Below are 26,022 nucleotides of genomic sequence, written 5' to 3'. Positions count from 1 at the left end.
CTCGGCTTCGGTCCAGGGCTCGCACCTGGCACCGAAGATTGGTACGTTCCGGTCTAGACCATTTCTTGATGGGGCAGAATGCTCCGCCTACCGTTGGGGTGTCAACCGCCGTTACGGGAACGTGTTCAGACCAGAGGAGAAGGAGGCCGCCGTGGCCGACGACAGGCCGGAAAAGATTCTCGCGGCGCTCGGAGGCGCCGGGAACATCATCGACATCGAAGGCTGCATCACGCGGCTGCGGTGCGAGCTGCAGGACGGCTCCGTCGTGGACGAGGCGGCGCTGAAGAAGGCCGGTGCGCACGGGGTGATGAAGATGGGCTCGGTGGTCCAGGTCGTGGTGGGCCCGGAGGCCGACACGATCGCCGAGGACATCCAGGACCTGCTGTGAGCGCATCATTCGACGCGGCAGCACCTGCTCGCAGGGGCGCCGGGCGCAGCGAGGTGCGCCGGTGAGCACGGTCGTGGCGAGCCCGGTGCCGGGCAATGCGGTGCCGATGAGCGAGGTGCCCGACCCGGTGTTCGCGCAGGCGATGGTCGGGCCGGGTGTCGCCGTGCAGCCCGCGGGCGGGGAACAGGAGGCGGTGGCGCCGATCGACGGCACCGTCGTGACCCTGCACCCGCACGCGTTCGTCGTCGCGGGCGCCGACGGCAAGGGCGTGCTGGTGCACCTGGGCATCGACACGGTGAAGCAGAAGGGGGAGGGCTTCACCCTGCACGTGGTGAAGGGCGAGTCCGTGCGGGCGGGGCAGCCGCTGATCCGCTGGAACCCCGACGCGGTGCGTGCCGCGGGCTACTCGCCCGTGGTGCCGGTGGTCGCGCTCGACGCGGCCGCGGAAGGGCTGTCGGAGCTGCTCACCGACGGTGCCGTGACCGCCGGTGAGCAGCTGTTCGTCTGGGCCTAGCGGCGTCAGGCGGTGACGACGCTGCTGCCGTCGACCTTGACCGCGATCGACGGCAGCGGCGACTCCGCCGGCCCCTTCACGACCGCGCCGGTGAGCGCGTCGAACACGGAACCGTGGCACGGGCACTTGAGCTGGTTGCCGTCCGGGTTGACCGTGCAGCCCTGGTGCGTGCAGATGGCGCTGAAGCACGCCGCACTGCTCTCGGTGGGCCGGGCCAGGATGGCCGCCTGGCCGTTCACGGTGACCGACTTGCACTTGCCGACCTGCACGTCGGAGATCGTGCCGACGGCGGTGCCCGACGGCGCGGGCGCGACCGTGTCGCCGGAACCTCCGCCGGAACTGGAGGACGGCCCCGAGTCGGTGCCGCAGGCCGCGAGCGCGACCGCACCGGCCGCGGCACCGGCCGCGGCGATCCCGGTGGTCAGGACGGTACGACGGGTGGGTGTTTCAGCAGTCATGCCTCTGTTCACGCAGTGACCCCCGGATCGGTTCAAGGTGGTGCGTCTTGAACCGATCCGGGGGGTGCCTCGTGGGAACGGTTGTACGGTTTTCCGGCGAGGAGATGGGGTCGGACATGGTGGCGTGGGTGCTGCGGGTCCTGGTGATCCTGGGCCTGCTCGGGTCGGCGTGGGTGCACTACGACCTGTATGCGAACGAGGGCTTCTCCGACATCCCCACGATCGGGCCGTTGTTCCTGGTCAACGTGGTCGCCGGGGTGGCGATCGCGGTGGCGGTGGCGGTGTGGCACCACTGGCTGCCGGTGCTGGCGGCGGTCGGGTTCGGCGCGGTGACGCTGGGCGCGTACCTGATCTCGCTGACGCCCGGCGGGCTGATGGGCGTGCACGAGGAGTTCGTGATGGCGTCGGAGGTGTGGGGCGTGGTGACCGAGGCCGGCTGCGTCGTGTTCGGGATCGCGCTGATCTTCGCGCAGGCGCGGACCGGGGCAAGGGCGGTCGCCCGGGTATGAAGGAGGCCGCGGAAGACCAGTTGATGCGCGCGCTGCACGACGATCACGCGGCCGCGCTCTGGTCCTACGCGTTGCGGCTGACCGGAGGAGACCGGGCCCGGGCCGAGGACCTGGTGCAGGAGACCCTGTTGCGCGCGTGGAAGCACCCGCGGGTCCTGGACCAGTCGCAGGGATCGGCCAGGGCCTGGTTGTTCACGGTGGCGCGGCGGATCGCGATCGACGGGTGGCGCTCGGCCGCCGCCCGCTCGGAGGTGATGACCGACGCGCCGCCCGAGCTGGCCATGCCCGACGGCACGGAGCGGGCGTTGCAGGGCTGGCTCGTGGCGGAGGCACTGGGGGAACTGTCCGCGGCTCACCGCGAGGTGCTGGGGCTGTGCTACTTCCAGGGGTACTCGGTCGCGGACGCGGCCGGCGTGCTCGGGGTGGCGCCGGGCACGGTGAAGTCGCGGACGCACTACGCGTTGCGCGCGCTGCGGCTCGCGCTGGAGGAGAGGGGGGTGACCCAATGAGCAGGCCGGCGGACGAGTTCGAGACCTACGATGCGGCGTACGTCCTCGGTGCGTTGTCCCCGGAGGACCGGGCCGCCTTCGAGGCGCACCTCAAGGAGTGCCCGGAGTGCGCGCGGTCGGTGCAGGAGCTGGCCGGTCTGCCGGGGTTGCTGGCGCAGGTGGGGCCGGAGATGGCCGAGACGGGCGAGCCGCCGGCGGGGTTGCTGCCGTCGATGCTGCACTCGGTGCGCAAGATCCGCCGGCGCCGCACGTTCACGACGTTCGGCGTCGGGGTGGCGGCGGCCGCGGCGGTGGCGCTGGCGATCGTGCTGCCCCAGACCGGAGGTGGCGTCGGCGGGACGGCGATGACCCCGTTGATCGCGGCCCCGGTCCAGGCGACGGCGGCGGTGGCCGCCGTCTCGGGTGGCTCGAGGGTGGACATGTCGTGCGAGTACCAGGGCGCGGCGTACGGGGCGGACTACCGGCTGGTCGCGGTCCGGCCCGATGGGACGGAGGAGGACCTGGCCAGCTGGTGGGCGGACCCCAACCGCACGGCCAAGATCTCGCTGGACACGTCCATGTCCCCGAACGACATCCAGTCGCTGGAGATCCGCACCGCCTCCGGGCTGGCAGTACTGCGCTGGCAGCCCTGATCGGGGTTCTTGGGTCTCGTTCCGGGCCGTGGCCGCTCGTGCTTGCTGCCCCGAGTCGGTGTTGCGGCTTGTGGTGTCTGGTTGGCGTTACGGCTTGCGGCCCCGGGTTGGCGTTGTGGCTTGCAGCGTCAGGTCGGTGTTGCCGCTTGCGGCCCCGGGTCCATGGTGCGGCTTGCTGCCTCGGGTCGGTGCTGCCGCTTGCGGTGTCACGTCGGTGTTGCGGCTCCTTGCCCAACTTCGCCGCCCTTGCCTGCCGCGTCGGCTAGCGCTATCGCTCGCCTCGCAGATCAGCGTTGCCGCTCGGTCCCACTTCGCCGCTACCTGCTGCGTCAGCGGAGCGCTGCCGGTCGCCGCCACTGATCAGCGTTGCCGCTCGGTCCCACTTCGCCGCCGCAACTGAGCGCCGCTGCTGCTCGCGCAACCGACCACCGCTGTTCGCCGTCTGCACCAGCGTGCCCGTCGCTACCTGAAACCAGCGCTGCTGCTTGCCATTGCCCCCAGCGTTGCCTCTGCCATGTCACGCTGGCGCTGCCATCTGCCGCGTAGCCAGCCCGCCGCGTCTGGCCTCAACCAGGGTTACCACTCGCCACTTCACATGGGGCGCTCCCGCTGCCCATCTCAGCCAGCGCTACCGCTCGCCACCTCACGTCCTCTCCCGCTGGCCCGCCTGGGCCACGGTCGCCGCCTACCCCCAACCGGGCGCTGCGACTTCCCGCCTCAACCAACCCCGCCGCTCGCCATTTCACGCTGGTGCTCCCGCTGGCCCGCCTGGGGCACGGCTGCCGCCTACCCCCAACCGGGCGCTGCGACTTCCCGCCTCAACCAACCCCGCCGCTCGCCACCCCACACGCGCGCTCACGGCCACCTGAGCCACCGCTGCCGCCTACGCCCCAACCGGATACCGCCGTCGCACCTCAACCAGCCCTGCCGCACCTGCCCTCATCCGCACGATTGGCCCAGTCGCACGCCGGTCCCACCCGGTCGCACGTCACTCACCAGGGCCCCGCAACCCCATTCCGCACGAGTTGCCCACTCGTAAAAATCCGTTCTTGCGGCACCGATCGTCCCTGGTGAAGGCTCGATTCCGTGATCAACGAACTGCCATCCATCACCCAGTCAACCTCCGTCGCTGCCGCCATCGCCATCACCGCCCTCTTCGCCATGGCGGGCGCGACGCTCGCCGTACTCGCGTCCGCCGTCCTCGCCCGGGCAAGGGCTCCTGCTCCTGTCCCCCTCGCCCCGGTCGCCGCAATGACCGCCGCCCTCTGGGCAGTGGTCGGGTGGCGCTGGCTCGGCCACGGCTGGCCGTCCTGGTGGCTACCGGTGCCCCTCGCCCTCACGACGTTCGCCGTCCCGCTGGCCGCGGCCGATCTTCGGCACCGCCGCCTGCCGGACGTGCTCACCCTGCCCGCCTACCCCATCCTGGCGATCGCGCTGTGTGCCTCGGCGACGACCGGTCCGGGCATCGGCCTGGCGGTGCGCGCCCTTGCCGCCGGCGCGGTGTTCGGCGGTCTCCACCTGCTCGTCCACGCGCTGTCGCGAAGCTCGCTCGGCGCCGGTGACGTCAAGCTGGCGGGTGCGCTCGGCGCCGTCCTCGGGGCGGTCAGCTGGGCCGCGCTCGTGGTCGCGGCGGTGCTCGCCGCAATGACCACGGTGGTCCTCGCCCTGACCCGCCGCCGCCGTCACGGCGTGCCGCACGGGCCCGGGTTGCTCCTGGCGACTTGGCTGGTCGCGGTGTTTCACGGAACAGGTACGGGCGCTTGAGTCGCAGGACATGCGACATGACAGGATCGTGAGGTGTTGCGCTGGATAACCGCAGGTGAATCGCATGGGCCCGCGTTGGCCGCCGTGCTCGAAGGGATGGTGGCCGGAGTCGAGGTCACCACCGCCGAAGTGGGCGAGCAGCTCGCCCGCCGGCGGCTCGGATTCGGCCGGAGCCCGCGCATGGGCTTCGAGACCGACCACATCGAGTTCCTCGGCGGTGTCCGGCACGGCGTCACCCAGGGCGGCCCGATCGCGGTCCACATCGAGAACGCCGAGTGGCCCAAGTGGGAGAAGGTCATGGCGGCCGACCCGGTCGACCCGGCCGAGCTGGAAGGCCTCGCCCGCAATGAGCCGCTGACCCGTCCCCGCCCCGGACACGCGGACCTGCCCGGCATGCAGAAGTACGGCTTCGACGAGGCGCGGCCGGTCCTGGAGCGGGCGAGCGCGCGCGAGACCGCGTCCCGCACCGCGCTGGGCACCGTGGCACGCGCCTTCCTGCGCCAGCTGCTGGGTGCGGAGATCGTCAGCCACGTGATCTCCATCGGTGCCGCCGAGGCGCCCGAAGGTCCGCTGCCGGGCCCCGGCGATCTCGCGGCCATCGACGAGAGCCCGGTCCGCGCCTTCGGCCAGGAGGCCACCGAAGCGATGGTCGCCGAGGTCGACGCGGTGCGGACGGCCGGCGACACCGTCGGCGGGGTGATCGAGGTGATCGCCTACGGCCTGCCACCGGGCCTCGGCTCGCACGTGCACTGGGACCGCAGGCTCGACGCCCGGCTGGCCGGCGCGCTGATGGGCGTACAGGCCATGAAGGGTGTCGAGGTCGGCGACGGCTTCACCACCGCGCGCCGGTGGGGGAGCCAGGCGCACGACGAGATCGATCCCGGCTCCGGCCCGGTCGGGGTCACCCGGCGGTCCAACCGCGCGGGCGGCCTCGAAGGCGGCATCACCAACGGTGAGCCGCTGCGCGTCCGGGTCGCGATGAAGCCGATCTCGACCGTGCCGAAGGCGTTGTCCACTGTGGACGTCGCGACGGGTGAGCCCGCGGTGGCGATCCACCAGCGCTCCGATGTGTGCGCCGTGCCGCGTGCCGGTGTAGTGCTGGAGTCCGTGGTCGCGCTGATCCTCGCCGACGCGGCGCTGGAGAAGTTCGGCGGTGACTCGCTCGCCGAGAGCAAGCGCAACGCCGAGGGCTACCTCAAGGCGCTGGAGGAGCGGTGGTGAAGCCCTGCATCGTGGTCGCCGGGCCGCCTGGCTCCGGTAAGAGCACCGTCGGACCGCTGCTCGCCAAGGAGCTCGGGGTGAGCTTCCGCGACAGCGACGACGACATCGTCACTCGCGAAGGCCGTTCGATCGCCGACATCTTCACCACCGACGGCGAAGCGGCGTTCCGCGAGATCGAGGCGAACGTCATCGCCGAGGCGCTCCTCGAGCACGACGGCGTTCTGTCCGTCGGCGGTGGCGCGGTACTGGCCCCCGCCACGCAGGAGCGGCTGCGCGCGCACACCGTCGTGTTCCTCAACGTGGGCTTCGCGGCCGGCGTCCAGCGCGTCGGGCTGTCCACGGCGCGTCCGCTGCTCGCCGGGGTGAACCCGCGCGCGACCTATCGCAGCCTCCTCGACGCGCGGCTGCCGGTCTACCGGTCGGTGGCGACGATCGAGGTCGGCACCGACGACCGGACGCCCGAACAGATCGTGGCCGCCATCGTGGCCGAGATGACCAAGGAACTGGAGAAGACGCAGTGACCGAGCCGGTGCGGATCCAGGTCAGGACGGGCCGCCCGTACGAGGTCGTGATCGGCCGCGGTCTGCTGGGCGAGCTCACCGACGTGCTCAAGGACGCCTCCAAGGTCGCCCTGTTCCACCCGCCGACGCTGACGACCACCGCCGAGGCGATCCGCGACGAGCTGACAGCCGCCGGGCTCGACGCCCACCGCGTCGAGATTCCCGACGCCGAGGACGGCAAGGCGCTCACGGTGGCCAGCTTCTGCTGGGAAGTGCTGGGGCGCATCGGTCTCGACCGGCGCGGCGTCGTCGTCGGCCTCGGCGGCGGGGCGGTCACCGATCTTGCCGGGTTCGTCGCCGGCACCTGGATGCGCGGCGTCCGCCTGGTCAACGTGCCCACCACGCTGCTCGGCATGGTCGACGCGGCCGTCGGCGGCAAGACCGGGATCAACACCGAGGCCGGGAAGAACCTCGTCGGCGTCTTCCACGAGCCGTCCGCGGTCCTCGCGGACCTGGCGACACTGGAAACCCTGCCGCCCAATGAGCTCGTCGCCGGTATGGCCGAGGTCGTCAAGGCCGGGTTCATCGCCGACCCCGCGATCCTCGACCTCATCGAGGCGAGCCCGGCGGCCGCGGTCGACGTCCAGGGTGAGGTGCTCGGCGAGCTGGTGCGCCGCTCGATCCAGGTCAAGGCCGACGTCGTCGCGGCGGACCTGCGGGAGTCCGACCTGCGGGAGATCCTCAACTACGGTCACACGCTCGGTCACGCGATCGAGCGGCGCGAGCGCTACCGGTGGCGCCACGGCGCGGCGGTCAGCGTCGGTCTCGTGTTCGCCGCCGAACTGGCCCGCCTCGCCGGCCGCCTCGACGACGCGACCGCCGACCGGCACGCCGCGGTGCTCGAGCTCCTCGGCCTGCCCACGAGCTACGACCCCGATGCCTTGCCGCAACTCATGGAGACCATGCGCGGCGACAAGAAGACCCGGTCGGGCGTGCTGCGCTTCGTGGTGCTGGACGGCCTCGCGAAGCCGGGCCGTCTCGAAGGTCCGGACCCGGCGCTGCTCGCGGCCGCGTACTCGGCGGTCGCCGCCGAGAAGCCGAGCCAGGGCGGGAGCGTGCTGCTGTGAAGGTCTTCGTGCTCAACGGTCCCAACCTCGGGCGCCTGGGCAAGCGGGAGCCGGCCGTCTACGGTTCGACCACCCACGCCGACCTGGCGGAGCTGTGCGTCAAGACCGGGGGCGAGCTGGGCCTGGACGTGGAGGTGCGGCAGACCGACCACGAGGGCGAGATGGTCGGCTGGCTGCACGAGGCCGCCGACGCAGGCTTCCCGGTGGTGCTCAACGCCGGTGCGTGGACGCACTACTCGATCGCCGTTCGTGATGCCGCCGCGCAGCTGACCGCGCCGCTCATCGAGCTGCACATCTCGAACGTGCACAAACGCGAGGAGTTCCGCCACCACAGCGTCCTTTCCGACATCGCGACGGCGGTCGTCGCGGGCCTCGGCGTGCCGGGATACCCGCTGGCGCTGCGGTGGCTGGCCGAGAACGCCCAGTAGACGACGTGGCGCCGCCTGGCGCGCGAGGGTGACCTTGAGGCGTGACGCCCCGCCGCATGGCAAGGACGGCGCCCACGGGCGCGGCGGCGGCACGTGGAGCCGCGTCGCGGTGGTGCGCTGGCCAACCGCTCCGGCGGCGTGGACTGGACGGTGCCAGTCTCGAGTGGCGACCCGATCGCTGCAGCGCCGGGTGGCAACCGGTCGGCGCGGTCCCGCGTGGCAATGGATTGTCGCGGTGGCGACCAGGTGTTCGCGGCGACGAGTGGCGGCCGATCGGCGCGGTCCCGGGCGCCCACGATCGTCCGGTGGCGACCGGATGGTCGCGGTTCCGAATGGCGATCCGTCGCCTCGGCGACGGCCGCAACGGAGCGCCACAGCGCCGAGTGGCGGGGCAACCGACGCTCGGTGCCCCCGGACGCTGCCACCAGCTCCCGGCCCCAGCCGGCCCGGCCCGGCACCGGTTCGACCCCACCGAGCCCGGCCCCGACCCACTCCCGGCCCGGACCCGGCCCCCGGAGCCGGACCCGGCAGCCGGAGCCGAAGCCGGCAGCCGGAGCCGAAGCCGGTAGCTCGCCTGACCCGGCCCGGCAGCCCGACCCGGCAGCCCAACCGGGCCGGGCCCGCAGCGCGACCCGGCAGCGCGACCCGGCCCGACCCGGCGCCTCCAACCCACCAAGAACCCTCAACCCCGCCGTGTGAAGGGAAAGTCAGCGAAGTGAACCTCCCTGTGTTGCGGACCTCTCGGCTCATCGTGCGGGGGCTCGAGCGGTCCGACACCGACGCGGTCCTGCGTGTGTTCGCCGATCCCGCGCAGAGCCGGTACTTCGCGGCGGACTTCAGCGATCCCGTCCAGTGCCGCGCGATGATCGAGCGCCGCCTCGGCTACCGGGGGCCCGCGAACCTCGGCCACTGGGCAATCGAGCGGGACGGCACCGTCATCGGGCTGGCGCACCTGCGGCCCTCGGACGCGATGCCGCCCGGCACGGCCGAGCTCGGCTACTTCCTCGATCCTGCCCACGGCGGCCAAGGGCTCGCCACCGAGGCCGCCGCCGCGTTGCTCCGGCACGGGTTCGCCACCGCCGGCCTCCCGGCGATCTGGGCGCTCATCCACGAGTCCAATGTGGCCAGTCTGAAACTGGCGCAGCGACTGGGTTTCCGGGACGTCGGCGTCGAGGAGCACTATGGCGCGCCGCACCGGGTGCACGTCGCGCTGCCCGCCGTGCACGGCCACCTCCACCACGTCGAGCTGTGGGTGCCGGACGTCCCGCGCGCCGAAGCCACCTTCGGCTGGCTGCTCACCCAACTGGGCTGGCGCGAGTACCAGCGCTGGCCCGACGGCGTCAGCTGGCGGCTCGGCTCCGGCTACGTCGTGGCCGAGCGCTCGCCCGCGCTCACCGCCGAGCGCCACGACCGGCTGCGCCCCGGGCTCAACCACCTCGCGCTGCACGTCGAAACCACCCAGCAGGTCGACGAGGTCGCCGAAGCCGCGCGCGAGCACGGCTGGCGGCCGCTGTTCGCCGACAGGTACCCGCACGCCGGCGGCCCCGACCACTACGCCGCGTACCTGGAGAACGACGACCGGTTCGAGGTCGAGCTGGTCGCTCTCCGGCATGGTGTCACTCGACAGGGTTAGCGATTCTCTAGACTGATCCAGCTGTCAGAGAGGGGTCACCACCACATGCGCGGGTTCCGTCACCGGCTGGCCGCTGCGCTCCTGGCCGTCGTGCTCGGCGCGGCGGCCGTCGCGTGCACCACGGGAAACGCGGAGACCCAGGCCGAAGGCCCCGGCGGCGCGCTGGGCGGCGCCCAGGCCGCCCCCTCCGACGTCGTCCTCACCACCGGGGCGGCTCGCCAGAGCCCGGGCGTCGTCGCGGCGGGCGGCCCCGGCGCCCCCTACAACTACGGCCCGACGGTCATGCTCGACGGCACCAGGACCCGCATGTGGTGGTGCAGCCAGTACCCGACCGCCCCGCCGCCCGGCGACGACATCCTCTACGCCGAGTCGTCCTCGCTCGACGGCCCGTTCACCGGCCCCGGCGGCGGCGTCCCGCCCGCCGTCCTGTCGGGGAACCCCGGCCAGTTCGACGGCGTGCACACCTGCGACCCCTCGGTCATCCGGGTCGACGGGACCTACTACCTCTACTACACCGGCGCGGCGGGCGACCACGCGCTCGGCAACGCGATCGGCCTGGCCACCAGCACCGACGGCCTCATCTGGACGCGCGCGAACGGCCCGATCGTCGCGCCCTCGCACGACGAGCACCGCGACAACCTCTACGGCGTCGGCCAGCCGTCGGCGGTCTACCTCGACGGCTGGTTCTACCTGATGTTCACCGACACCACCGGCCGCGACGCCGGGTGGAACGGGGCGGGCCAGTTCGTCCTGCGTGCCAAGGACCCCACGTTCGCGACCGGCGTGGAGTCGTTGACGGACAAGGGTTTCGCCGCCGTGCCGAACACGGCCGCGCCCCGCATGACGTCCATCGTCGACGCCTTCAGCGCCGACCTGGAGTGGGTCGACGCGCTCGACGCCTTCGCCATCGCGCACGAGACCCAGGACGGCACCACCGTCACCTTCTGGAACCGTGACTTCACCGCGCACCCCTACCGCGCCCTGGTGATCCCCGGCGGGTGGCGCGAAGGCCCCGGCCTGGTGCGCCGGCCCGACGGGCACGCGCCCGCCTCGGCGACCGACCCGTGCGGGCGCGTGCCGTTCGACGTCGTGCGCGCGACGAGCCTCGGCGACGCCAACGCGCCCACCGACCTGCGCCACTACGGCCTCGACGTCGTGGGCATCCAGGGCTGCGGGGACCGGGAGCGCGCCCTCGGCGTGCTCGACGGGTACGCGATGCCTTCGCCGGTCCGCACGATGGACCTCGTCGTGGACGGCAAGCTCGTCCGCGTCGACCGCCGCTCGGTCGCCGAGCAGCTCGCGACCCACGTGCTGAACCAGCGGCTCGACGCGCTCGACGGGGTGCCGGTCGCCGCGCACCTGGCCTCCGGCGCTCGCGCGCTGCAGGCACCGGGGCTCGGCATGGGACTGCTGCTCGACGACGGGAAGCTCTGGCCCGTGCACCCCTCGACCGTGGCGGCGCTCAACGGTTCCGCGGTCGAGGCCGTCAGCGCGGCGCAGTGGCGCTCGTACCCGGAGGCGGCGACGCTCGGCCGGTAGCCGCTACTCGCCCCGCGGCGTGGGGGACGGGGCGTGCCGGCGCCGGGGCGCGGGGGAGGGCTTCCGCGCGGTGGCCGGCGGGGCTCGCCGCTTCCGTACGGCAGGCTCGGCTTCGGCCGGCTCGGGCCGGGTGATCCGGCCGCCGACGAGCAGGCCGAGGCCCGCGGGCACCAGGACGAGCAGCGCGGTGAACGCGGCCCCGCCGGTCAGCGCGGGCCACAGCTCCTGGGTGCCGGACTGGTCGACGAAGATGCCCCGGCCGATCACGTACAGCACGCCGGAGGCCAGGCCCCCGAACAGCGACGCGATCACCCAGGTCTTCGCGAGGTCCTCGCGGCCCAGCCAGGCGTCGACGGCACCCCAGAGCGCCGCCGCGCCGACCAGCAGTGCGATCACCACGATCTTCGCGGTGAGCAGGCCCGTGGGGTCGTAGACGGTCGCCTTCGCCAGTGCGGTGTCGGCGATGGCGTGCAGCAGTGCCATCCCGAGTCCACGCGTCAACCAGGGCCGCATCGTGCCACTGTAAGCCAACCGGCCAGTAAGGTGAGGAGGTGCCCGACCTCCACTCCGCCCGCCGGGACTCGCTGCGTCAGCTGGTCCGCCAGGCCGGGGCCGACGCGCTGCTCGTCACGAACCTGCTGAACGTCCGCTACCTCACCGGCTTCACCGGCTCGAACGCGGCGCTCCTGCTCGACAGCGGGAGCGAGGCACGCACGCTGTTCTGCACCGACGGCCGGTACGTCACGCAGGCCGGTGCCGAGGTGCCCGACCTCGAGCACGTCATCGACCGCGACAGCGTGGCGGCGCTGGTCAAGCGCGGCAGCGGCCGCACCGGCTTCGAAAGCCAGCACGTCAGCGTCGAGCAGTACGAGGCGCTCAACGCCCTCGCGGAAGGCTTCGAGCTCACCCGCGCGCCCGGGCTCGTGGAACAGCTGCGGCTGATCAAGGACGAGCACGAGATCGAGGCGCTGCGCCGGGCCTGCGCCGCCGCCGACGCCGCGCTCGCCGGGCTGATCGAGCGCGGCGGGATCCGGCCCGGGCGCACCGAGCGGGAGGTGGCGCGGGAGCTGGAGAACCTCATGCTCGACCATGGCGCGAGCGGCCCGTCGTTCGACTCGATCGTCGCCGCGGGCGCGAACTCGGCGATCCCGCACCACCGGCCCGCCGACGCCGTGCTCGCGGCCGGGGACTTCCTGAAGCTGGACTTCGGCGCGACGGTCGAGGGCTACCACTCGGACATGACCCGCACGCTGGTGCTCGGCAAGGCCGCCGACTGGCAGCGTGAGCTGTACGAGCTGGTGCGCCGGTCGCAGGCCGCGGGCAGCGCCGCGGTGTTCCCGGGCGCGGTGAGCAAGGACGTGGACAAGGCCGCGCGCGAGGTGATCGAACAGGCAGGCCACGGCGATGAGTTCTCCCACGGCCTCGGGCACGGGGTGGGGCTGGAGATTCACGAGGCACCGAGCCTGGCGAAGAAGGGCGACGGTACACTAGCTGTCGGTATGACGGTCACCGTCGAGCCAGGGGTATACCTAGCCGGCCACGGTGGCGTGCGCATCGAGGACACGCTGGTCGTGCGGGACACGGTTCCCGAACTCCTCACCCTGAGCAGCAAGGACCTCGTGGTCGTCTAGACGCGGCCACGCAAACGATGACAACAGGAGAACTGGACTACCCGTGGCCACCACCAACGACCTGAAGAACGGCCTGGTGCTCAACCTCGACGGACAGCTGTGGTCCGTCGTGAGCTTCCAGCACGTCAAGCCGGGCAAGGGCGGCGCGTTCGTGCGCACCACCCTCAAGCACGTGCTCTCCGGCAAGGTGGTGGACAAGACGTTCAACGCCGGGACGAAGGTGGAGACCGCCACGGTCGACCGCCGGAACATGACCTACCTCTACAACGACGGCACCGACTACGTGTTCATGGACGGCGAGACGTTCGACCAGATCACGGTGCCCGGCGAGACCCTCGGCGACGCCGCGAACTACCTGCTGGAGAACAGCGAGGCGCAGGTCGCGGTGCACGAGGACGTCCCGCTCTACGTCGAGCTGCCCACCTCGGTGGAGCTGGTCATCCAGCACACCGACCCGGGCCTGCAGGGCGACCGCTCCACCGGTGGCACCAAGCCCGCCACCCTGGAGACCGGCGCCGAGATCCAGGTCCCGCTGTTCGTGACGACCGGCGAGAAGGTCAAGGTCGACACCCGCGACGGGCGATACCTGGGCCGGGTCTCGTCTTGAGCTCCGAAGCACCGAAGCGCGGCGGCTCTCCGGGCCGCCGCGCTTTGCGCAGGCGCGCCGTCGAGATGCTGTACGAGGCGGCGCAGCGTTCCGTCGATCCGGTGACGCTGATGGCGGACCGGGTCGGGTCGACGGCCGTGGACCCGATCGGCGACTACACGATCTCGCTCGTCGAGGGCGTCACCGCGAACCGCGAGCGCATCGACGAGCTGCTGGCCGAGCACGCGCAGGGCTGGACGCTCGACCGGATGCCGCCGGTGGACCTGGCGGTGCTGCGGGTCGGCGTCTACGAGCTGCTGTGGTCGCCGGAGGTGCCCGACCCGGTCGCGATCGACGAGGCCGTCGGGCTGGCCAAGGAGCTGTCGACCGACGATTCCCCCAGGTTCGTCAACGGCGTGCTCGGCCGCATCGGCAACATCGCCGACCGCCTGCGCGCGGTGCTTTGAGAAAGCCGGGCGACCAGCGCCGGACCCCCAGAGGGCACGACTGAGCGCGCCCGGTTCGCGCTTTCGGCGAACAGACCTCACCCAGCTCGCGGCGCGCTCAGTCCTCCTTGGCGGGCCGCGCCTCGGGCGGGAGCACGCCCCAGTCGATGAGCTGCTCGGTGAGCTCGCCCGGGGTCATGTCGTAGATGATCGCCAGCGACCGCAGGTCCTCGGTGCGGATCGAGAGCACCTTGCCGTTGTAGTCGCCGCGCTGGCTCTGGATCGTCGCCGCGTAGCGGGCCAGCGGGCCGACCTTCTCCGCGGGCAGCTGCTGCAGCCGCTCCAGGTTTATCACGATCTTGGTGGCCGGCTCGGCGCCCGAGGGGACGCGGCCCTCCGGGAGCAGCTCGACGACCGGCACCCCGTAGAAGTCGGCCAGCTCCGCCAGCTTCTGGACGGTGACAGCGCGGTCCCCGCGCTCGTAGGACCCGACGACGACCGCCTTCCAGCGGCCCCCGGACTTCTGCTCGACCCCGTGCAGGGACAGCCCCTGCTGCTGGCGGATCCCGCGGAGCTTGGCCCCGAGCGCCTTGGCGTAATCGCCCATCTGGTGGTTCTCCGTTTCCTCGCCCAGCCGGCGGGAGGACCGCCGTGGGACTGGTGCGCTGAATACTCAGAGTAATGGTTACGCATTGTCGTCACCAGGTCAAGCAAGTGATGCCCCGGGAAGGGGTCATACCACCCGGTGAGGAGCCCGGGCCCTCCTGTTATTGTCAGACGGATTTCCTGGCCAAGCAGGAGATCGACGTCCTTTAAGGACCCGTCCCGTGAGGCGGGGAAGGAGTCAGCCGTGGCGTCACGCCCTCGTGGCGCGGCGGAGCCGGACGGCGAGCGGGAACTGCTCTCCGCCGGTGACGTCGCGCGCACCATCGCCCGAATGGCCCATCAGGTCATCGAGAAGACCGCACTGGGCGCCGAATCGGGTGAACCACCGGTGCTCCTCGGGATTCCCACCCGGGGCACCTCGCTCGCCGGCCGCCTGGCCGAGCGCATCGCCGAGTTCGCCGGGGTCGCGCCGCCGACCGGCGCCCTGGACATCACGCTCTACCGCGACGACCTGCGCCGCAAGCCGACCCGGCCGCTGGCCTCGACCCAGCTGCCCGGCACCGGCATCGACGACCGCGTCGTGATCCTGGTCGACGACGTGCTGTTCTCCGGCCGCACCGTCCGCGCCGCCCTCGACGCCCTGCGCGACCACGGCCGGCCCCGCTCGGTGCAGCTGGCCGTGCTGGTCGACCGGGGTCACCGCGAGTTTCCGATCCGGGCCGACTACGTGGGCAAGAACGTGCCCACCTCGCGCTCGGAAGAGGTGCTGGTGCTCCTGTCCGAAGTGGACGGACGCGATGCCGTGGTGCTGCGCGGGAAGGGGGAAGGCGCATGAAACACCTGCTGGCCACCGACGGGCTCGACCCGCGGCTCGCGACCGCGGTGCTGGACACCGCCGACGAGCTGAAGAAGACCCTGCTCGGGCGTGAGGTCCGCAAGCTGCCGACTCTGCGTGGCCGCACCGTCGTCACGCTGTTCTACGAGAACTCCACCCGCACCCGGGTCTCGTTCGAGATCGCCGGGAAGTGGATGAGCGCCGACGTGATCAACGTCTCCTCCGGCGGCTCCTCGGTCGGCAAGGGCGAGTCGCTGCGCGACACCGCGCTGACGCTGGCCGCAGCCGGTGCGGACTGCGTGATCATCCGGCATCCGGCCTCGGGCGCCGCGCACCGGCTCGCGGGCTGGCTCGCCGAGTCGGGCACCGCCGTGGTCAACGCGGGCGACGGGATGCACGAGCACCCGACGCAGGCGCTGCTGGACGCGGCGACCCTGCGGGAGCGGCTGGGCACGCTGTCCGGACGCCGTGTCGCGATCGTCGGCGACGTGCTGCACAGCCGGGTCGCACGCTCGAACATCCACCTGCTCACCGCGCTCGGCGCGGAGGTGGTGCTGGTCGCGCCGCCGACGCTGCTGCCGGTGGGGGTGAGCGCCCTGCCGGTGACGGTGTCGCACGAGCTGGATGCCGAGCTGGCGGCGCTCGACGCCGTGATGATGCTGCGGGTGCAGGCCGAGCGCATGCACGGGGGGTTCTTCCCGTCCGCGCGCGAGTACTCGGTCGCCTACGGACTGAGCGAGCAGCGCCTGAAGATGCTGCCGGAGCACGCCGTCGTGCTGCACCCGGGCCCGATGCTGCGGGGCATGGAGATCGCCTCGGCGGTGGCCGACGCGCCCTCGTCCGCCATCACCGAACAGGTCCGCAACGGGGTCCACGTGCGGATGGCGGTGCTCTACCACCTGCTTGCCGGAGAGGAAGAGAAGTGAGCGATCAGGTTCTGATCAGGGGCGCCAGGCTCTACGGCGAGGGCGACCCGGTGGACGTCCTGGTCGCGCACGGTCTCATCGCCGAGATCGGCTCGATCGAGGCGGCCGAGGGCACCGAGGTCGTCGAGGCGGCCGGCCAGGTACTGCTGCCTGGCTTCGTCGACCTGCACACCCACCTGCGCGAGCCCGGCCGCGAGGACGCCGAGACGGTCGAGACGGGCTCGGCCGCCGCGGCGCTCGGCGGGTACACCGCGGTGTTCGCGATGGCCAACACCGACCCGGTCGCCGACAACGCCGTCGTGGTCGAGCACGTGTGGCGCCGCGGCCGCGAGGTCGGCCTCGTCGACGTGCACCCGGTGGGCGCGGTGACCGTGGGGCTCAACGGCGAGCGGCTCGCCGAGCTGGGCACGATGGCCAAGTCGGTCGCCGGGGTCCGGATGTTCTCCGACGACGGGCACTGCGTCGCCGACCCGCTGCTCATGCGGCGCGCGCTGGAGTACTCGACCGCGCTGGACGTCGTGATCGCGCAGCACGCGGAGGAGCCGCGGCTGACCGTCGGCGCGCAGGCGCACGAAGGCGAGATCGCGTCCCGGCTCGGCTACGCCGGCTGGCCCGCGTCGGCCGAGGAGTCGATCGTCGCCCGTGACTGCCTGCTCGCCGGGCACGCCGGCGCGCGGCTGCACGTCTGCCACGTCTCCACCGCGGGCACCGCCGAGGTGCTGCGCTGGGCGAAGGACCGGCAGCGCGCCGGGACCATCTCCGCCGAGGTCACCCCGCACCACCTGCTGCTGACCGACGAGCGCCTGGCGAGCTACGACCCGGTGAACAAGGTCAACCCGCCGCTGCGCACCGGCGGCGACGCGGCGCGCCTGCGGGCCGCGCTGGCCGAGGGCGTCATCGACTGCGTCGCCACCGATCACGCGCCGCACCCGGTCCAGGACAAGGACTGCGAGTGGGCGGTCGCGAAGCCGGGCATGCTCGGCCTGCAGACCGCGCTGTCGGTGGTCACCGAGACGATGGTCCGCACGGGACTGCTCGACTGGCGGGGCGTGGCCCGGGTGATGAGCGAGCGGCCCGCGGAGATCGCGGGACTGCCCGACCAGGGCCGCCCGCTGCTCGCCGGTGAGCCGGCGAACCTGGTGCTGGTCGACCCGGACGCCGAGTGGACGGTCCGGGGCACGGAGCTGGCGAGCCTCGCCGCCAACACCCCGTACGAGGGGATGCGGCTGCCCGGCGTGGTGACCCTCACGCTGCTACGCGGGCGAATCACCGCACGCGAAGGGAAGATTGGGTAATGGAACGTTTTGTCTTGGTCCTGGTCGTGCTGGCCTGCTTCGCGCTCGCCGTGTGGGGGATGCGCGTGGGCTGGCGACGACGGGCGCGATCGCAGAGCGTTCTGGTGCCGCCGTTCCCGCAGGTGCCCGAGGAACCGGGCGAGCCGCTGCTGGAGGCTCCCGGCCTCTACGTCAGCACGACCACGGCGGGCAACTGGCAGGACCGGATCGTCACCCGCGGGGTGGGCCTGCGCGGCCGGGCGGTCCTGCGCCGCTACGCCGGCGGGGTCGAGGTCGACCGGGCCGGCGCGCCCGGGTTCTGGATCCCGAACGAGGCGGTCGCCGGGATCCGGCGCGGCAGCGCCATCGCCGGGAAGGTGATGGGTTCCGACAGCCTGCTGATCATCACCTGGCGTGCGGGCGAGGTGGAGCTGGACACCGGCTTCCGCGGGGACGACCACGGCAGCTATCCGGACTGGATCGAAAGCTTGGGCAGCGAGATCAAGGGAGGGGCCCAGTGAACGCGAAGACACCGGCCGCGCTGGTGCTGGAGGACGGCCGGGTGTTCCGCGGCGCGGCGTACGGGGCGCAGGGGCGCACCCTGGGCGAGGCGGTGTTCTGCACCGGCATGACCGGCTACCAGGAGACCCTGACCGACCCGTCGTACCACCGCCAGATCGTGGTGCAGACCGCGCCGCAGATCGGCAACACCGGCTGGAACGACGAGGACGACGAGTCGGCCCGCATCTGGGTCGCCGGCTACGTCGTGCGCGACCCCGCGCGCACCCCGTCGAACTGGCGCTCCCGCCGCACCCTGGATGACGAGCTCGCGCGGCAGGGGGTGGTGGGCATCTCCGGGATCGACACCCGGACGCTGACCCGGCACCTGCGTGAGCACGGTGCGATGCGTGCCGGGGTGTTCTCCGGCGACGCGCTGGGCGACGACGCCGCGATGGCCGACCAGGTGCTGGCGAGCCCGCCGATGAAGGGCGCGGACCTCGCTGGCGAGGTCACCACGGCGCAGCCGTACGTGGTGCAGGCGCAGGGGGAGCGCCGCTTCCGCGTCGCCGCGCTGGACCTGGGCATTAAGTCCAACACCCCACGCCAGCTGAGCCGCCGCGGCATCGAGACGCATGTGCTGCCGTCGACGAGTTCGCTGGAGGAGTTGCTGGCGGTGGAGCCGGATGGGGTGTTCCTGTCCAACGGGCCGGGTGATCCGCAGACGCAGGTGGAGGCGATCGCGTTGACGCGGGAGGCGCTGCGGCGGGAGATCCCGTTGTTCGGGATCTGTTTCGGCAACCAGATCCTGGGCCGGGCGCTGGGGTTGGGCACGTACAAGATGCGGTACGGGCATCGGGGGATCAACATCCCGGTGATCGACGTGGAGACCGGCAGGGTCGCGATCACGGCGCAGAACCACGGGTTCGCGCTGGAGGGCGAGCCGGGGCAGAGCTTCGACTCGCCGTTCGGTGCCGCGAGGATCAGCCACTACTGCCCGAACGACGACACGGTCGAGGGCGTGCGCTGCGCCGAGGTGCCGGCGTTTTCGGTGCAGTACCACCCCGAGGCCGCGGCGGGCCCGCACGACGCCGCGCCGTTGTTCGACGAGTTCGTGACTCTGATGGAGAAGAAAGCCCGGTAATGGCGAAACGTACGGATATCGAGCATGTGCTGGTGATCGGGTCTGGTCCGATTGTGATCGGGCAGGCGGCGGAGTTCGACTACTCGGGTACGCAGGCGTGTCGGGTGTTGCGGGAGGAGGGGTTGCGGGTCAGCCTGGTCAACTCGAACCCGGCGACGATCATGACGGATCCGGAGTTCGCGGACGCGACCTACATCGAGCCGGTGACTCCGGAGTTCGTGGAGAAGGTGATCGCGGTCGAGCGCCCGGATGCGGTGCTCGCGACCCTGGGTGGGCAGACGGCGTTGAACACCGCGGTCGCCCTGCACGAGCGGGGGGTGCTGGAGAAGTACGGGGTCGAGCTGATCGGCGCCGATGTCGAGGCGATCCAGCGGGGTGAGGACCGGCAGAAGTTCAAGGACATCGTGCGCGGGATCGGCGGTCAGGTGCCGCGCAGCAGGGTGTGTCACTCGATGCACGAGGTGCGCGCGACGGTAGCCGAGCTGGGGTTGCCGGTGGTGATCCGCCCGTCGTTCACCATGGGCGGCCTGGGCTCGGGGATGGCGCACACGCCCGAGGAGCTGGAGCGGTTGGCGTCGGTGGGGCTGGCGGAGTCGCCGGTGACCGAGGTGCTGATCGAGGAGAGCGTGCTGGGCTGGAAGGAGTACGAGCTGGAGCTGATGCGCGACCGCGCGGACAACGTGGTGGTGATCTGCTCGATCGAGAACGTCGACGCGATGGGGGTGCACACCGGGGACTCGGTGACGGTGGCCCCGGCGATGACGTTGACCGACCGGGAGTATCAGCACATGCGCGATGTGGGGATCGACGTGCTGCGGGCGGTGGGGGTGGACACCGGAGGCTGCAACATCCAGTTCGCGATCAACCCCGAGGACGGGCGGATGGTCGTGATCGAGATGAACCCGCGGGTGTCCCGTTCGAGTGCGCTGGCGTCGAAGGCGACCGGTTTCCCGATCGCGAAGATCGCCGCGAAGCTCGCCATCGGTTACACCCTCGATGAGATCCGCAACGACATCACCGGGGAGACCCCGGCCTCGTTCGAGCCGACCCTGGACTACGTGGTGGTCAAGGTGCCGCGGTTCGCGTTCGAGAAGTTCCCCGGCGCGGACCCCACCCTGACCACCACCATGAAAAGCGTCGGCGAGGCGATGGCCATCGGCCGCAGCTTCCCCGAGGCCCTGGGCAAGGCCATGCGCTCCATCGACACCAAAGCCGCCGGGTTCTGGACCCGGCCCGACCCCGAGGGCGCGACTCTGGAGAACACCCTCGACGTGCTGCGCACCCCCCACGACGGCCGCCTCTACGCCGTCGAACGGGCACTGCGGCTCGGCGCGACCGTGGCGCAGATACACGAGGCCAGCGGGCTGGACCCGTGGTTCATCGACCAGATCGCGCTCATCGGCGAGGTCGGTGCCCAGGTCCGCGACGCGCCGGTGCTCGACGCGGACCTGCTGCGCGAGGCCAAGCGCACCGGCCTGTCCGACCAGCAGATCGCGGCACTGCGCCCGGAGCTGGCGGGTGAGGCCGGGGTGCGTACGTTGCGCCACCGCCTGGGTGTGCGGCCGGTGTTCAAGACCGTGGACACCTGTGCGGCGGAGTTCGCGGCGAAGACGCCGTATCACTACTCGGCCTACGAGTCCGATCCCGCCGCGGAGTCGGAGGTCACCGCGCAGCGCGACAAGCCGAAGGTGCTCATCCTCGGCTCCGGGCCCAACCGGATCGGGCAGGGCATCGAGTTCGACTACTCCTGCGTGCACGCCGCCATCGCGCTGCGCGAGGCCGGGTTCGAAGCGGTCATGCTCAACTGCAACCCCGAAACCGTGTCCACCGACTACGACACCTCCGACCGGCTCTACTTCGAACCCCTCACCTTCGAAGACGTCCTCGAAGTCGTCTACGCCGAACAAACCTCCGGCACCCTCGCCGGGGTGATCGTGCAACTCGGGGGGCAGACACCGCTGGGGCTGGCGCAACGGCTCGCCGACGCCGGGGTGCCGATCGTGGGCACCCCACCCGAGGCGATCCACCTGGCCGAGGAGCGGGGCGCGTTCGGCGAGGTGCTGCGCGACGCCGGGCTGCCCGCACCCAAGTACGGGATGGCGACCTCCTTCGAGGGCGCCAAACGGATCGCCGACGAGATCGGCTACCCGGTGCTGGTGCGCCCCTCCTACGTGCTGGGCGGGCGCGGCATGGAAATCGTCTACGACGAGCCCTCCCTGGCCGGCTACATCCAGCGCGCCACCGAGGTCACCCCCGAACACCCGGTGCTGGTCGACCGCTTCCTCGACGACGCCATCGAAATCGACGTCGACGCCCTCTTCGACGGCGAGGAGCTCTACCTCGGCGGCGTGATGGAACACATCGAGGAAGCCGGCATCCACTCCGGCGACTCCTCCTGCGCGCTGCCGCCCATCACCCTCGGCCGCCAGGACATCGACACCGTGCGCGCCTCCACCGAAGCCATCGCCCGCGGCGTCGGCGTCCGTGGACTCCTCAACGTCCAATACGCCCTTAAAGACGACGTCCTCTACGTCCTGGAAGCCAACCCGCGTGCGTCCCGCACCGTGCCCTTCGTGTCCAAGGCCACCGGCGTGCAGCTGGCGAAGGCCGCTTCGCTGGTCATGACCGGATCCAGCATCAAGGACCTGCGGACCCGCGGCGTGCTGCCCGCCGAGGGCGACGGCGGGCACCTGCCCGCGAACTCGCCGGTGGCGGTCAAGGAGGCCGTGCTGCCCTTCCACCGCTTCCGCACCCCGGAGGGCAAGGGCGTCGACTCGCTGCTCGGGCCGGAGATGAAGTCCACGGGCGAGGTGATGGGCGTGGACACCTCGTTCGGCGAGGCGTTCGCGAAGTCCCAGGCCGGGGCCTACGGGTCGCTGCCGACCTCGGGCAAGGTGTTCGTCTCGGTCGCCAACCGCGACAAGCGGGCGCTGGTGTTCCCGGTCAAGCGGCTGGCCGACCTGGGCTTCGAGATCCTGGCGACCTCGGGCACCGCGGAGGTGCTCCGGCGCAACGGGGTGGCCTGCACGGAGGTCCGCAAGCACTCGGAAAGCACAGCGGACGCCGCCGCCCCGCCCGGCCCGAACATCGTCGACGTGATCCTCGACGGCGGCGTGCAGATGGTCATCAACACCCCGTACGGCAACAGCGGCCCGCGGATCGACGGCTACGAGATCCGCACCGCCGCGGTGTCCCGCGACATCCCGTGCATCACCACGGTGCAGGGCGCCGCGGCGGCCGTGCACGGCATCGAGGCGCTGATCCGGGGCGACATCGGGGTCCGGTCGCTGCAGGACCTGCAGGCGTCGCTGCGGGCGCAGGCGTGACCGCGCGGGCAGTGCCGGAGCCCGGAAAAGCAGCGGCGACTGCTCCGTTCGGGCGAAGGTTGGCGGAGAAGATCCGGGAGCGCGGACCGTTGTGCGCCGGGATCGACCCGCATCCGGGGCTGCTCGCGGACTGGGGTCTCGAGCAGAACGTGTCCGGACTGGAAGAATTCGCCCTCTCCGCGGTCCGGATCCTGGCCGCGGAGGCGGCGGTGATCAAGCCGCAGTCGGCCTTTTTCGAGGCCTACGGGGCCCCTGGGATCGCCGTTCTCGAGCAGGTGATCACCGAGGCCCGGCTCGCCGGCGCGCTCGTCCTGCTGGACGTCAAGCGCGGCGACATCGGCTCCACGATGGGCGCTTACACCAGTGCGTACCTGGACGGTCACGGTGCGCTCGCGGCGGACGCCGTGACGCTCTCGCCCTACCTCGGGTTCGGCTCGCTGACAGCCGCGATCGAGACCGCCCGGGCCCAGGGCAGGGGCGTGATCGTGCTCGCCCGCACCTCGAACCCCGAGGCGGCGGAGCTGCAGAACGCGTTGCTGCCCAACGGAAAGACGGTCGCGCAGTCCATTGTGGACCAGGTGGCCGCGATCAACGCGGACGCCGGGACGCTCGGCGACGTCGGCGTGGTCGTCGGCGCCACGGTGGCCCCGGGCGAGCTGGACCTCGGCGCGCTCAACGGCCCGATCCTGGCGCCCGGTTTCGGGGCCCAGGGAGCCACCGTGAGCGATCTTCGGGCGGTGTTCGGGCATGAGCTGCGGGGCGTGCTCCCGGCATCGTCGAGGGACCTGCTCAGGCGCGGCCCGGACCCCGCGGCGCTGCGGGCCGGGGTGCGCGAGATCCAGGCTTCGATTCGGTGATCACGGTGTGACACAGCAACGCGAAGCGTTTCCTCGTGCGGGCGGCGGCGGGTGGCGGGAGGGCTAATATCAGGCCCCGGACCGGGAAGTGACCGGCCACCCCCGCATTGTGGCGGGTACCCGGGGGTGGGTACCGTCGCGTCACCCACCCGGAATTTTGAGTACTACGGAGGAAAACGTGGCACTTCCCCAGCTGACCGAGGAACAGCGCAAGGCAGCGCTGGAGAAGGCCGCTGCCGCCCGTCGTGCCCGTGCCGAGCTCAAGGAACGCCTCAAGCGGGGCGGCACCACCCTGACCGACGTGCTCAAGCAGGCCGACGAGGACGAGGTCCTCGGCAAGATGAAGGTCTCCGCCCTGCTCGAGGCTCTCCCCGGCGTCGGCAAGGTGCGCGCCCAGCAGACCATGGAGCGCCTGGAGATCGCGCCGAGCCGACGGCTCCGCGGCCTTGGCGACCGGCAGCGCAAGGCGCTGCTGGCCGAGTTCAGCGGCGAGTGAGCGAGGAACACGACCAGCACGTGGTAGCGGCCGGTGATCCGACCGGTCGGACGACGCACGGTGAGCCGGTTCCGGGGCAGCGTCCCCGGCGCCGGCTCACCGTCGTCTCGGGTCCTTCCGGGGTCGGCAAGTCCAGCGTGGTCGGCGAGCTGCGACGGCTGGACCCGGACATCTACTTCAGTGTCTCGGTCACGACGAGGCCGCCCCGGCCCGGTGAGGTCGACGGCGTGCACTACCACTTCGTCGACCGGCCCGTGTTCGACAAGATGGTGCGCGCCGGCGAGCTGCTGGAGCACGCCGAGTTCACCGGCAACTGCTACGGCACCCCGCGCGAGCCCGTCGAGCGGGCGCTGGCCGAGGGCAGGCCCGCGGTGCTCGAGATCGAGCTGCAGGGCGCCCGGCAGGTCCGCGAGGCGATGCCCGACGCCCGGCTGGTGATGCTGATGCCGCCGTCCTGGCAGGAACTGGTAGGCAGGCTGACCGGCCGCGGCACCGAGGAGGAGGCCGCGGTGGCCGCCCGGCTGGCCGAGGCGGAGCGCGAGCTGGCGGCGGCGGGGGAGTTCGACGCGCGCATCGTCAACGCCGACGTGCGGGAGGCCGCGCGGCAGTTGTTAGACTTGATGAACACGGACTTCTCATGATTTGGGAGCAACACGAGTGACCGCAGCGCTGGGTATCCATGGTGAAGAGCTCGAAGGCATCACCAACCCGCCGATCGACGACCTGCTGGCGAAGGTCAGCTCCAAGTACGCGCTGGTGATCTACGCCGCCAAGCGCGCCCGCCAGATCAACGACTACTACGCCCAGCTCGGCGAAGGCCTGCTGGAGTACGTCGGCCCGCTGGTCGAGCCGGGCCCGCGCGAGAAGCCGCTGTCCATCGCCCTGCGCGAGATCCACGGCGGCCTGCTCGAGCACACCGAAGGTGAGTGACAAACCCCGGGTGGTGCTGGGCGTGGGCGGCGGGATCGCCGCCTACAAGGCCTGTGAGGTGCTGCGCGGACTGACCGAGTCGGGCCACGACGTCCGCGTCGTGCCCACCGAGGCCGCGCTGAACTTCGTCGGCGCGGCCACCTTCGAGGCGCTCTCCGGGCATCCGGTGCACACGGGCGTGTTCACCGAGGTGCCCGAGGTCCAGCACGTCCGCGTGGGCAAGGAGGCCGACCTGGTCGTGGTGGTCCCGGCGACCGCCGACCTGCTGGCCCGCGCCGCGCACGGCCTGGCCGGCGACCTGCTGACCAACACCCTGCTCACCGCGCGCTGCCCGGTCGCGTTCTTCCCGGCCATGCACACCGAGATGTGGGAGCACGCGGCCACCCGTGACAACGTCGCCCTGCTGCGCTCGCGCGGCATGGTCGTCGCCGAGCCCGCGTCCGGCAGGCTCACCGGGGCCGACACCGGCAAGGGCCGTCTCGCGGACCCCGCCGAGATCGTCGACCTCGCCCGGCTGCTGCTGGCCCAGCGCGACGCGCTGCCGCGGGACCTCGAAGGCCTGCGCGTCGTCGTCTCCGCGGGCGGCACCCGCGAGCCCCTGGACCCGGTCCGCTACCTGGGCAACCGGTCCTCGGGCAAGCAGGGCTACGCGCTGGCCCGCGTGGCCGCGCAGCGCGGCGCCCAGGTCACCCTCGTCGCCGCGCACACCGTGGAGATGCCCCAGCCCGCGGGGGCCGACCTCCGCCGCGTGTCGAGTGCCGAGGAGCTGCGCGTCGCCGTGCACGAGGCCGCCGCGGACGCCGACGTCGTGGTGATGGCCGCGGCGGTCGCCGACTTCCGGCCGGCCACGAAGGCCGAGCACAAGATCAAGAAGTCGGACGACCAGCCCGACCCGACGATCACCCTGGACCGCACCGCCGACATCCTCGCCGAGCTGGTGGCGAACCGGCGCCCGGGCCAGGTCGTCGTCGGGTTCGCCGCGGAGACCGGCGACGAGCACGGCAGCGTGCTCGACCACGCGCGGGCGAAGCTCAAGCGCAAGGGCTGCGACCTGCTGGTGGTCAACGCGGTGGGCGACGGCCGCGCGTTCGAGGTGGAGGACAACGCCGGGTGGCTCTTGTCCGCCGATGGCACCGAACGCCCGATTCCGCTCGGCTCGAAGGCACAGCTGGCGGCGGCGGTGTGGTCGGCGGTGGCAGACTTCAACCAGCAGTAGCGGGTCGCCTCAGTAGGCTGGACCCGGTT

29 protein-coding genes are annotated in these 26,022 nt (G+C 71.9%); 26 read left to right on the top strand and 3 right to left on the bottom strand.

What is annotated here, in order from left to right; all coding sequences use genetic code 11:
• Nucleotides 1-151 precede the first annotated feature (151 nt).
• Both LWP59_RS21440 and LWP59_RS21435 read left to right on the top strand, forming a co-directional pair.
• On the top strand, nucleotides 152-388 hold the full coding sequence (locus LWP59_RS21440; protein ID WP_144645037.1) for a glucose PTS transporter subunit EIIB: 237 nt from the start codon (nucleotides 152-154) through the stop codon (nucleotides 386-388).
• A 61-nt stretch (nucleotides 389-449) separates the two neighbouring features.
• Complete coding sequence (locus LWP59_RS21435; RefSeq protein WP_144645035.1) at nucleotides 450-902, top strand: PTS sugar transporter subunit IIA; 453 nt, start codon at nucleotides 450-452, stop codon at nucleotides 900-902.
• A 5-nt stretch (nucleotides 903-907) separates the two neighbouring features.
• Here the strand turns inward: LWP59_RS21435 and LWP59_RS21430 are convergent, their stop codons facing one another.
• A complete protein-coding gene (locus LWP59_RS21430) occupies nucleotides 908-1,360 on the bottom strand; it encodes a QcrA and Rieske domain-containing protein (RefSeq protein ID WP_144645033.1) in 453 nt (150 codons plus the stop codon).
• Nucleotides 1,361-1,476: 116 nt separating this feature from the next.
• Between LWP59_RS21430 and LWP59_RS21425 the strand changes: the two genes are divergently transcribed.
• The 10 genes from LWP59_RS21425 to LWP59_RS21380 all read left to right on the top strand — a co-directional run bounded on the left by LWP59_RS21425 (nucleotide 1,477) and on the right by LWP59_RS21380 (nucleotide 11,222).
• Nucleotides 1,477-1,869 (top strand): hypothetical protein, encoded by a 393-nt coding sequence (locus tag LWP59_RS21425; RefSeq protein ID WP_144645057.1) that lies wholly within the window; start codon nucleotides 1,477-1,479, stop codon nucleotides 1,867-1,869.
• Nucleotides 1,866-2,378, top strand: coding sequence for a sigma-70 family RNA polymerase sigma factor (locus LWP59_RS21420; protein WP_144645031.1), 513 nt, complete (start codon nucleotides 1,866-1,868; stop codon nucleotides 2,376-2,378). The genes LWP59_RS21425 and LWP59_RS21420 overlap by 4 nt, the downstream gene beginning before the upstream one ends.
• Nucleotides 2,375-3,010, top strand: a complete 636-nt coding sequence (locus LWP59_RS21415; protein WP_144645029.1) for an anti-sigma factor family protein — start codon at nucleotides 2,375-2,377, stop codon at nucleotides 3,008-3,010. Before LWP59_RS21420 ends, LWP59_RS21415 begins: the two co-directional genes overlap by 4 nt.
• Nucleotides 3,011-4,096: 1,086 nt before the next feature.
• Entirely contained in the window at nucleotides 4,097-4,774 is a 678-nt protein-coding gene (locus LWP59_RS21410; RefSeq protein WP_308431678.1) for a prepilin peptidase, read from the top strand.
• Between the two features lie 33 nt (nucleotides 4,775-4,807).
• Nucleotides 4,808-5,995 carry a chorismate synthase gene (gene aroC, locus LWP59_RS21405; protein ID WP_144645027.1) on the top strand — a complete coding sequence of 396 codons (1,188 nt, stop codon included), beginning with the start codon at nucleotides 4,808-4,810 and terminating at the stop codon, nucleotides 5,993-5,995.
• Complete coding sequence (locus tag LWP59_RS21400; RefSeq protein ID WP_186383599.1) at nucleotides 5,992-6,516, top strand: shikimate kinase; 525 nt, start codon at nucleotides 5,992-5,994, stop codon at nucleotides 6,514-6,516. Before aroC ends, LWP59_RS21400 begins: the two co-directional genes overlap by 4 nt.
• The gene (gene aroB, locus LWP59_RS21395; protein ID WP_144645025.1) at nucleotides 6,513-7,622 is read left to right on the top strand and encodes a 3-dehydroquinate synthase; all 1,110 of its coding nucleotides are present in this window, start codon (nucleotides 6,513-6,515) and stop codon (nucleotides 7,620-7,622) included. The genes LWP59_RS21400 and aroB overlap by 4 nt, the downstream gene beginning before the upstream one ends.
• The gene (gene aroQ / locus LWP59_RS21390; protein ID WP_144645023.1) at nucleotides 7,619-8,050 is read left to right on the top strand and encodes a type II 3-dehydroquinate dehydratase; all 432 of its coding nucleotides are present in this window, start codon (nucleotides 7,619-7,621) and stop codon (nucleotides 8,048-8,050) included. Before aroB ends, aroQ begins: the two co-directional genes overlap by 4 nt.
• A gap of 715 nt (nucleotides 8,051-8,765) precedes the next feature.
• The gene (locus LWP59_RS21385) at nucleotides 8,766-9,683 is read left to right on the top strand and encodes a GNAT family N-acetyltransferase (protein ID WP_144645021.1); all 918 of its coding nucleotides are present in this window, start codon (nucleotides 8,766-8,768) and stop codon (nucleotides 9,681-9,683) included.
• 45 nt (nucleotides 9,684-9,728) lie between these two features.
• Nucleotides 9,729-11,222 carry a glycoside hydrolase family protein gene (locus tag LWP59_RS21380; protein WP_222425735.1) on the top strand — a complete coding sequence of 498 codons (1,494 nt, stop codon included), beginning with the start codon at nucleotides 9,729-9,731 and terminating at the stop codon, nucleotides 11,220-11,222.
• 3 nt (nucleotides 11,223-11,225) lie between these two features.
• Here LWP59_RS21380 and LWP59_RS21375 read toward each other — a convergent pair whose 3' ends face one another.
• Nucleotides 11,226-11,735: a B-4DMT family transporter gene (locus tag LWP59_RS21375; RefSeq protein ID WP_191334775.1), complete on the bottom strand. Its 510-nt coding sequence runs from the start codon at nucleotides 11,733-11,735 to the stop codon at nucleotides 11,226-11,228.
• A gap of 38 nt (nucleotides 11,736-11,773) precedes the next feature.
• Between LWP59_RS21375 and LWP59_RS21370 the strand changes: the two genes are divergently transcribed.
• From LWP59_RS21370 to nusB, 3 genes are read left to right on the top strand one after another with little or no spacing between them, the layout of a single operon-like run.
• A complete protein-coding gene (locus LWP59_RS21370; RefSeq protein ID WP_144642917.1) occupies nucleotides 11,774-12,853 on the top strand; it encodes a M24 family metallopeptidase in 1,080 nt (359 codons plus the stop codon).
• 43 nt (nucleotides 12,854-12,896) lie between these two features.
• Entirely contained in the window at nucleotides 12,897-13,460 is a 564-nt protein-coding gene (efp, locus tag LWP59_RS21365) for an elongation factor P (protein ID WP_144642918.1), read from the top strand.
• The gene (nusB, locus tag LWP59_RS21360) at nucleotides 13,457-13,906 is read left to right on the top strand and encodes a transcription antitermination factor NusB (protein ID WP_144642919.1); all 450 of its coding nucleotides are present in this window, start codon (nucleotides 13,457-13,459) and stop codon (nucleotides 13,904-13,906) included. The genes efp and nusB overlap by 4 nt, the downstream gene beginning before the upstream one ends.
• A gap of 97 nt (nucleotides 13,907-14,003) precedes the next feature.
• Here nusB and bldD read toward each other — a convergent pair whose 3' ends face one another.
• Entirely contained in the window at nucleotides 14,004-14,492 is a 489-nt protein-coding gene (gene bldD / locus LWP59_RS21355; protein WP_020422358.1) for a transcriptional regulator BldD, read from the bottom strand.
• Nucleotides 14,493-14,735: 243 nt separating this feature from the next.
• Here bldD and pyrR point away from each other — a divergent pair, with 243 nt between their 5' ends.
• The 11 genes from pyrR (at nucleotide 14,736) to coaBC (ending at nucleotide 25,993) form a co-directional block, all read left to right on the top strand.
• On the top strand, nucleotides 14,736-15,326 hold the full coding sequence (pyrR, locus tag LWP59_RS21350; protein ID WP_144642920.1) for a bifunctional pyr operon transcriptional regulator/uracil phosphoribosyltransferase PyrR: 591 nt from the start codon (nucleotides 14,736-14,738) through the stop codon (nucleotides 15,324-15,326).
• Nucleotides 15,323-16,252: an aspartate carbamoyltransferase catalytic subunit gene (locus tag LWP59_RS21345; RefSeq protein ID WP_144642921.1), complete on the top strand. Its 930-nt coding sequence runs from the start codon at nucleotides 15,323-15,325 to the stop codon at nucleotides 16,250-16,252. The genes pyrR and LWP59_RS21345 overlap by 4 nt, the downstream gene beginning before the upstream one ends.
• On the top strand, nucleotides 16,249-17,547 hold the full coding sequence (locus tag LWP59_RS21340) for a dihydroorotase (protein WP_144642922.1): 1,299 nt from the start codon (nucleotides 16,249-16,251) through the stop codon (nucleotides 17,545-17,547). Before LWP59_RS21345 ends, LWP59_RS21340 begins: the two co-directional genes overlap by 4 nt.
• Nucleotides 17,547-18,047 carry a PH-like domain-containing protein gene (locus LWP59_RS21335; RefSeq protein ID WP_144642923.1) on the top strand — a complete coding sequence of 167 codons (501 nt, stop codon included), beginning with the start codon at nucleotides 17,547-17,549 and terminating at the stop codon, nucleotides 18,045-18,047. Before LWP59_RS21340 ends, LWP59_RS21335 begins: the two co-directional genes overlap by 1 nt.
• Nucleotides 18,044-19,168, top strand: a complete 1,125-nt coding sequence (carA, locus tag LWP59_RS21330; RefSeq protein WP_144642924.1) for a glutamine-hydrolyzing carbamoyl-phosphate synthase small subunit — start codon at nucleotides 18,044-18,046, stop codon at nucleotides 19,166-19,168. The genes LWP59_RS21335 and carA overlap by 4 nt, the downstream gene beginning before the upstream one ends.
• Nucleotides 19,168-22,494: a carbamoyl-phosphate synthase large subunit gene (gene carB / locus LWP59_RS21325; protein WP_144642925.1), complete on the top strand. Its 3,327-nt coding sequence runs from the start codon at nucleotides 19,168-19,170 to the stop codon at nucleotides 22,492-22,494. The genes carA and carB overlap by 1 nt, the downstream gene beginning before the upstream one ends.
• A gap of 59 nt (nucleotides 22,495-22,553) precedes the next feature.
• The gene (gene pyrF, locus LWP59_RS21320; RefSeq protein WP_229857229.1) at nucleotides 22,554-23,351 is read left to right on the top strand and encodes an orotidine-5'-phosphate decarboxylase; all 798 of its coding nucleotides are present in this window, start codon (nucleotides 22,554-22,556) and stop codon (nucleotides 23,349-23,351) included.
• Between the two features lie 178 nt (nucleotides 23,352-23,529).
• Nucleotides 23,530-23,847 (top strand): integration host factor, actinobacterial type, encoded by a 318-nt coding sequence (gene mihF, locus LWP59_RS21315; protein ID WP_017983071.1) that lies wholly within the window; start codon nucleotides 23,530-23,532, stop codon nucleotides 23,845-23,847.
• 20 nt (nucleotides 23,848-23,867) lie between these two features.
• Nucleotides 23,868-24,488: a guanylate kinase gene (gene gmk / locus LWP59_RS21310; protein ID WP_144642950.1), complete on the top strand. Its 621-nt coding sequence runs from the start codon at nucleotides 23,868-23,870 to the stop codon at nucleotides 24,486-24,488.
• Nucleotides 24,489-24,504: 16 nt separating this feature from the next.
• Complete coding sequence (gene rpoZ / locus LWP59_RS21305) at nucleotides 24,505-24,777, top strand: DNA-directed RNA polymerase subunit omega (RefSeq protein WP_091507578.1); 273 nt, start codon at nucleotides 24,505-24,507, stop codon at nucleotides 24,775-24,777.
• The gene (gene coaBC, locus LWP59_RS21300) at nucleotides 24,770-25,993 is read left to right on the top strand and encodes a bifunctional phosphopantothenoylcysteine decarboxylase/phosphopantothenate--cysteine ligase CoaBC (protein ID WP_186383433.1); all 1,224 of its coding nucleotides are present in this window, start codon (nucleotides 24,770-24,772) and stop codon (nucleotides 25,991-25,993) included. The genes rpoZ and coaBC overlap by 8 nt, the downstream gene beginning before the upstream one ends.
• Nucleotides 25,994-26,022: the final 29 nt, after the last annotated feature.

The organism is Amycolatopsis acidiphila (assembly GCF_021391495.1).
Lineage (GTDB): Bacteria > Actinomycetota > Actinomycetes > Mycobacteriales > Pseudonocardiaceae > Amycolatopsis_E > Amycolatopsis_E acidiphila.
This window is presented reverse-complemented; position numbering and strand designations above follow the sequence as displayed.